The sequence below is a fragment of the Archangium sp. genome (genome assembly GCF_036389735.1).
GTDB lineage: Bacteria > Myxococcota > Myxococcia > Myxococcales > Myxococcaceae > Archangium.
Genome location: NZ_DASVWK010000846.1, coordinates 1 through 6618, shown reverse-complemented (window position 1 = coordinate 6618; position 6618 = coordinate 1). Strand labels below are relative to the sequence as shown.

Below are 6618 nucleotides of genomic sequence, written 5' to 3'. Positions count from 1 at the left end.
GTGCGCTTCGTGCCGCTGCAGGATGACGTGCAAGGCATTGCGCCCGGCCCCGAGGAGTCGCTGCCGTACGAGTTCCAGCACCAGGGCGAGCGGGTGAGTGGCCGGGCCACGCTGCACATGGAGCCGGGCGAGTACCGCCTCACCGCGCTGTGCGAGGCCGGTGAGCACCGGGCGCTGTGCGTCGTCAGCTTCGATGATCCGGACGAGCAGGACTGGGCGCTGGGCACCTGGCGCTCGCTGGACCACGCCGTCGCGGCCTGAGGTCGGCCCTCGCTCCCTCACGAATGCCGGACGCGTCCACGCTCGCTCAATGGGGGTTGCCGGGGCTCTTCCTCGTGGCGGCGGTGGCCGGCTCCATCCTCGCCGCCCCCTCCGAGGCGGTGCTGGCCGCGCTCGTCTACGGAGGGGTGTCCCCGGGGCTGGCCGTGGCGGTGGCCACCGGGGGCAACGTGCTCGGTTCCATCACCGTCTATCTGCTGGGGCGCTGGGTGGCGGCCGGCGGCGGCGGGCCGGTGGGACGCTGGGTGCGGCGGCGCGAGGCCCGCGAGGGTCCCCGGCTGGCGCGGGCCCGGGCGCGGCTGGCCACCTGGGGCGCGCCGGTGCTCGCCCTGGCGTGGGTACCCGTGGTGGGAGACGTGTTCGTGCTCGCCGCCGGCCTCGTGGGCGTCCGCTGGGGGCCGTTCATCGCCTTCGTCACCCTGGGGAAGGGACTGCGCTACCTCTTTGTCGCCCTGTCCGCTCTGGCGGCGCGCCAGGCTGGAATTTCACCGTGAGGCTGCGAGACGAGTGAGGGTCGAATGGGCGATGATGCGGGCGTCGTCCTTCCCTCATCGTCCGCCTGTCGCGGGCAGGAAGCCTCTTCATGTCACAGCACCTACCCCTCTCGAAGCGGGCCGGCCTCGGTTCCTGGCTGATGTTCCCGCTGCTCACCCTGGTCCTCGCCGCGTGTGGTGAGGGCGCCCTGGAAGGAGATGGCGCGGGCGATGGACTCCTCGAGAGTGGAGCATCGCTCACCGACGTCCGGGTGCGGCTGATGGCGGCGAACATCACCAGCGGCAACCTTCAGAGCTACGACCCTGGTCACGGCGCCCGCATCATGCAGGGCACGAAGCCGGACGTGGTGATGATCCAGGAGTTCAACTACGGGGACAACTCGGCGAGCGCCATTCGCGGTTTCGTCGACGCCACGTTCGGGCCAGGCTTCTCCTATTACCGCGAGGGTGGGGCGCAGATTCCAAACGGCGTCATCAGCCGCTGGCCCATCATCGACGCGGGCGAGTGGGACGACACGCAGGTTTCCAACCGTGACTTCGCCTGGGCGCGCATCGACATCCCCGGCCCGAGGGACCTCTGGGTGGTGAGCGTGCACCTGCTCACGGCCAGCAGCAGCGTGCGCAACACCGAGGCGGGCAACCTGGTCAATTTCATCAACGCCAACGTCCCCGCGGGCGACTACCTGACCATTGGCGGTGACTTCAACACCGACAACCGCACCGAGCCCTGCTTCAGCGCCTTCTCCAATGTGGTGAGCACCAGCGGCCCGTACCCGGCGGACAAGAACAACAACACCGGCACCAACGCCAGCCGCTCCAAGCCGTATGACCACGTGCTCGTGGACGCGGATCTGCGCGCTTACCAGACGGCGACGGTCATCGGCGGCAGCACCTTCCCCGCGGGCCTGGTGGTGGATACGCGCGTGTACTCGCCCCTCTCGGAGATTGCTCCGGCGCAGAGCGGCGACAGCGCCTCCAGCAACATGCAGCACATGGCCGTGATCAAGGACTTCCTCATTCCGGTCGACTCCACGGACGCGGGCACGGGGCCAGTGACGGACGCGGGTACGGGGCCAGTGACGGACGCGGGCACGGGGCCGGTGACGGACGCGGGCACCGGGACGGACGCGGGCACGGGGACCGACGCGGGCACGGGGACCGACGCGGGCACCGGGACGGCCCAGGTCTTCATCAACGAGATCCTGGCCAACGAGCCGGTGAGTGACACCGCACGCGAGTTCGTCGAGCTGGTGAACGTGGGGACCGGGGCGGTGGACTTGAGCGGGTGGACCCTGGTGGTTGGAACGGCCACGAAGCACACCTTCGCGAGTGGCACGACGCTGGGCGCGGGCTCGATGCTGGTCGTCTTCGCGGGGGCGACGGGCATTCCCGCGGGGCTGACGAACGCGGTCGCTGCCTCGACCGGCTCGCTGGTGCTGAGCAACAGCGGGGGCACGGTGACGGTGAAGAACAGGTCTGGCGCCACGGTGGACGCCTTCACCTATACGAACGCGCTGTCGGGCACGGACGGAGTGTCGATGAACCGCTCTCCGGATGTCGGCTCCGGTGGCACCTTCGTGCTGCACACGAGCCTGTCGAGCCTCACCACCTCTCCGGGCAAGCGGGTGGATGGGACGGACTACAACGGCGGTGGCTCGGGAGATACGGATGCCGGCACGGACGCGGGCACCGGTACGGACGCGGGCACGGACACGGACGCTGGCACCGGCACGGACGCGGGCACGGACGCGGGCACGGACACGGACGCGGGCACGGACGCCGGTACGCCGACCGAGCCCGTCATCACCGCGGAGACCGAGTCCAACAACAGCGCGGCGACCGCCAATGGACGGGTGGCGGCGGGCATCCGCGTGAGTGGCTCCATCTCCAGTGTCACGGATGAGGACTGGTTCAGTTTCACGGTGGACGCGCCGGGCACCGCCACGGTGTCGCTGAGCATGCCCGGGAGCGCGGACCTGGACTGGTTCGTCTTCTCCGCCTCCGACCTCAACCTGTACGTGGCGCGCGGCTACACCACGAGCAACCCGGAGCGGGTCAGCTTCAACGTCTCGCAGCCGGGCACGTACTTCGTGAAGGTGGTGGGCTACGCGGGCGCGATGAGCAACTACTCGCTCGACGTGACCGGGGCCGGCGTCGTCCGGCCTTGAGCCCTGGCGGGCCTCGAGAGGCGGGGGTTAGTGGGAGTGCTCCTCCACACCGCCATGGGGGTGGAACCCGGAGGGCTCCCACTCCTCGCCCTCGGGCACGGTGGGCTTGTTCTGCGGCGGGGTAGCCGGATCACCGGGACGCTCGGAGGGCCGGCCGTAGTCGCGCTCGTAGATGCGCAGCACGGCGAGGAAGAAGGCCACGATGAGCGGCCCGAGCAGCAGGCCGACAGCGCCGAAGACGGCCAGACCCCCGAGCAGCGCGAAGAAGATGATGGCGCCGTGCATGTGCATGCCGCGCTTGGCGAGCAGGGGCTTGACGATGTTGTCGGACAAGCCCACCACGACGATGCCCCAGATGGCCAGCACGAGGGCGGCCACGGGGTGCCCGGTGGCCAGCAGGATCAGGGCGGCGGCCAGGCACACCACGGCGGCGCCGACGGCGGGGATGAGCGCGAAGAAGAACGTCACCGCCGCGAAGAAGATGGGCACCGGCACGCGCGTGATGAGGTAGCCCACCAGGGCCGCCACCGCCTGCACGCCCGCGGTGGCGATGGTGGACACCAGCACCGACTTGGTGACGCCGCGGAACTCGGTCAGCAACTCCGTCGTCTGCCCGCGCTTGAGAGGAGACACGCTCTCCAGCCAGCCCACGAGCCGTCTGCCATCCACCAGCAGGAAGTAGAGCGCGATGAGCATCATCACGACCTGGAAGGCCACCGAGCCCGTGGCCGCCACCACCCCACCCACCGTCTGGGCCGCGGTGGCGCCCCGGGTGGTGAGCTGCTCCTGGACGGTCTGCCACATCCCGGCGCTCTGCGTCTGGAAGCGCTCCAGCATCCTCGCGGCGGGGTCGTGCAGCGGGCCGGGAACGTAGGCCAGCAGGCCCTCCAGCCCGCGCTGCTCCACGATGCCGGAGAGGTAGTTCACTCCCTCGATGACCTGGGAGACGATGAAGGCCGTGAGAGCGGCCAGGGGGGCGAGCAGGGCCAGGACGGTCCCCACACAGATGATGCCGGCCGACAGCCCGTCCCGTCCCCGGAAGCGCCGCGTCAACCACGTGTGCATGCCGTAGAACGCACCGGCGAGCACCGCGGCCAGGAAGAAGGCGTTGAAGAAGGGGGACATCACCAGCAGCACCAGGCCGATGGACAGCAGGATCAGCCCTATGAAGACGCGACGCGCCCCTCGTTCGGTAGCCATACTGGGGACGATAGGGAGCGTGCCGGAGGACGGTAGGGGTGGGGGTTGCCCGGCTGACCGTAACCGCCCTCTGCTCGGTTGTTGGGTAGGCAGGCAGGCCGGGTAGAGTGCGCCTCCATGCCGTCCTTCGACTCGAACCTCCTCCCCCTGTGGATCGTCCAGGCGCTGTGCGCCGCCTTCCTCGCCGCCAACTTCCTCCAGACGAGTCTGGACAAGATCTTCGACTGGAAGGGCAATCTGGGGTGGCTCACCGGACACTTCTCCAAGACCCCCGTGCGCGGACTGGTGGCCCCCATGCTGTTCACCCTCATGGTGATGGAGTTGGCCTCCGGCGTCCTGAACGCGGTCGGACTGGTGCTGCTGGTGGTGTCCGGCGGTACCCGGGTGGCCCTGGGGGGCGCGGCCCTCGCCGGCTTCACCTACCTGTCCCTCTTCGCCGGCCAGCGCCTGGCCAAGGACTACGTGGGCGCCGCGGCCCTGGTGCCCTACTTCCTCGTCAGCCTGGTGGCCCTCCTGGCGCTGCGCGGCTGAGCCCCGTCCGGTATTGAGCACTCATGGCCGCGCGAGCCCGCGCCGGCCGTAGTACGCTGACCCCCCGGCCACCCTCCTGGGGGTCGGGGGAGGCTCATGGATCGGCTGCGCTTCTTCCTGAATGACAGACCCGTCGAGGAGACGGGGCTGTCTCCCACCACCACGTTGCTGCGCTACCTGCGAGACAGGGCGCACCTGACCGGCACCAAGGAGGGCTGTGCCGAAGGGGACTGCGGCGCCTGCTCCGTGGCCGTGCTGGAGCACGATGGCCAGGGGGCTCCCGCCCTGCGCGCGGTGAACGCGTGTCTCCTGCTGCTGCCCATGGTGCAGGGCAAGCGCGTCTACACCGTGGAGGCGCTGAAGGAGAGCGGGAAGTACCACCTCGTCCAGGAGACGCTGGCGCGCGAGCTGGGCTCGCAGTGCGGCTACTGCACCCCGGGCGTCGCCATGGCGATGCTGGAGGCCTGCCACCGCCGCGATCTGGACGAGCCCTGGAAGCTGGACGCGCAGATGTGCGGCAACCTCTGCCGCTGCACCGGCTACCGGCCCATCCGCGAGGCCGCGAAACAGGTGGCCGGCCTGCGCCCCGAGGACCGTTTCGCCCGCGCGCTCGCGGAGACGCGGCCCGAGCCCATGGCCCTGGCCTACGAGGCCGGTGCCCAGCGCTTCTTCACTCCCGGCTCGCTGGAGGCCCTCTGGGACGTGCTGGAGAAGAACCCGGATGCCCGCTTCGTGGTGGGCGGGACGGACCTGTCGTTGGAGGTGACGAAGAAGCACGCCCAGCCGCCGCTGCTGGTGTCGCTGGAGTCCCTGCCCGAGCTGCGCGTGCTGGAGCCTCGCGACGGCGGGCACCGCGTGGGCGCCACGGTGCCGCTGACGGACCTGGAGGACTACGCGCGCGCCGCCAGCCCCCCGCTGGAGCGGATGCTGCGCTACTTCGGCTCGCGGCAGATCAAGAACCGCGCGACGGTGGGTGGCAACCTCTGCACCGCGTCGCCCATTGGAGACCTGGCGCCGGTGCTGCTCGCGCTGGGGGCCGAGGCGGTCGTGCGCTCGCGGGCGGGGGAGCGCCGCATGCCGCTGGAGGACTTCTTCGAGGGCTACCGGCGCACGGCGCTGAAGCGTGGCGAGGTGCTGGCGTGCGTGGACGTGCCGGCGCAGCCGGAGGGGGCCAGGGCCCTCTCCTATAAGGTGTCCAAGCGGCGCGAGCTGGACATCAGCAGCGTGTCCGCGGGCTTCCGGGTGGTGGTGGACGGGGAGGGGAAGGTGACCGAGGCGCGGCTGGCGTATGGCGGCATGGCGGCCACTCCCTCGCGGGCCCGGCACACCGAGGCCGCGCTGGTGGGGCGGCCCTGGACGGAGGCCACGGTGGAGGAGGCCCTGGCCCGGCTGGACGAGGACTTCAAGCCCCTGTCCGATCATCGAGGCTCGGCGTGGTACCGCGCCCAGGTGGCGAAGAACCTCCTGCGCGGCTTCTTCCTCGAGACGCAACAGTCACCCACGCCCCGGCTCGCCGAGGGCCACTCGGCCACGGTGCAGGTGAGGTAACCCGGATGAGCACGCTTCCTTCTTCTTCTCCCGAAGCCGTCCACGCGCAGCAGCCCGCGCCGGCCAGCACGCCCCTGCACGCCCCGGCCCCGCACGAGAGCGGGCTGAAGCACACCAGCGGCGAGGCGCTCTACGTGGACGACCTGCCCCATCCTCCCGGGATGCTGGCGGGGCACCTCGTCACCTCGCCCCACGCGCACGCGCGCCTGCTGCGCAAGGACGCCTCGAAGGCCCGGGCCCTGCCCGGCGTCCACGCGGTGCTCTTCGCCGAGGACATCCCCGGGGAGAACCAGGTGGGCCCCGTCATCCACGACGAGCCCCTGATGGCCGAGGACGAGGTGCACTTCCAGGGGCAGACGGTGGCCCTGGTGCTCGCGGAGAGCGCCGACCTGGCCCGC

Annotated in this window: 5 protein-coding genes and 2 pseudogenes; 6 read left to right on the top strand and 1 reads right to left on the bottom strand. The window is 70.6% G+C overall.

The genetic code is table 11. The annotated features are described in order from the left end of the window. The 3 genes and pseudogenes from VF794_RS30295 to VF794_RS30285 form a co-directional block, all read left to right on the top strand. Positions 1-261, top strand: a pseudogene (locus tag VF794_RS30295) (hypothetical protein); the annotation flags it as partial. Between the two features lie 23 nt (positions 262-284). Continuing rightward, positions 285-773: a YqaA family protein gene (locus VF794_RS30290; RefSeq protein WP_331116428.1), complete on the top strand. Its 489-nt coding sequence runs from the start codon at positions 285-287 to the stop codon at positions 771-773. Between the two features lie 89 nt (positions 774-862). Then, a complete protein-coding gene (locus VF794_RS30285; RefSeq protein WP_331116426.1) occupies positions 863-2941 on the top strand; it encodes a lamin tail domain-containing protein in 2079 nt (692 codons plus the stop codon). Between the two features lie 27 nt (positions 2942-2968). Here the strand turns inward: VF794_RS30285 and VF794_RS30280 are convergent, their stop codons facing one another. Beyond that, positions 2969-4141, bottom strand: coding sequence for an AI-2E family transporter (locus tag VF794_RS30280; RefSeq protein WP_331116424.1), 1173 nt, complete (start codon positions 4139-4141; stop codon positions 2969-2971). 117 nt (positions 4142-4258) lie between these two features. On the opposite strand from VF794_RS30280, the gene VF794_RS30275 reads away from it, so the two are divergent. The 3 genes and pseudogenes from VF794_RS30275 to VF794_RS30265 all read left to right on the top strand — a co-directional run. Continuing rightward, complete coding sequence (locus VF794_RS30275) at positions 4259-4672, top strand: DoxX family protein (protein ID WP_331116422.1); 414 nt, start codon at positions 4259-4261, stop codon at positions 4670-4672. 96 nt (positions 4673-4768) lie between these two features. After that, the gene (gene xdhA, locus VF794_RS30270) at positions 4769-6220 is read left to right on the top strand and encodes a xanthine dehydrogenase small subunit (protein WP_331116420.1); all 1452 of its coding nucleotides are present in this window, start codon (positions 4769-4771) and stop codon (positions 6218-6220) included. Positions 6221-6225: 5 nt separating this feature from the next. Continuing rightward, a pseudogene (locus tag VF794_RS30265) lies at positions 6226-6618 on the top strand (xanthine dehydrogenase molybdopterin binding subunit); the annotation flags it as partial.